This is a genomic window from Ochrobactrum sp. SFR4, from assembly GCF_019730395.1.
In the GTDB taxonomy this organism is placed as follows: Bacteria; Pseudomonadota; Alphaproteobacteria; order Rhizobiales; family Rhizobiaceae; genus Pseudochrobactrum.
This window is the reverse complement of sequence record NZ_JAAPBB010000724.1, coordinates 1-277: the sequence shown is the minus strand read 5'-3', so window position 1 is coordinate 277 and position 277 is coordinate 1. Positions and strand designations below refer to the sequence as shown.

1 protein-coding gene is annotated in these 277 nt (G+C 50.9%); it reads right to left on the bottom strand.

What is annotated here, in order from left to right; translation table 11 throughout:
* Positions 1-233: iron chelate uptake ABC transporter family permease subunit (locus HBA93_RS20970; protein ID WP_221724555.1), on the bottom strand; the 233-nt coding region annotated here is incomplete at its 3' end.
* Positions 234-277 lie beyond the last annotated feature (44 nt).

Here is a 277-nt window from a genome sequence, read left to right as displayed (position 1 = left end):
ATTGCTCCAGAGATAGCAAGCCCGCAGCCGGTCAAAATGGCCAGCAACAATCTCGGCAACCGGATTGAGAACAGCACCAATTCCTGTTGCGGGGTGCCTTGCTGTGATAGCACAGCATAAAGATCATAAAGCCGCAGCGGATAAGACCCCAATTGCAAACTGATCAAGATAGTCAACAACAACAATCCGGCCAATGCAAACAAGGCTGTGGGGGCGCGCATCATCACTTTCATCAGATACCACGCTCATCACGCCATGCCAGCATCAGAAAAAACGG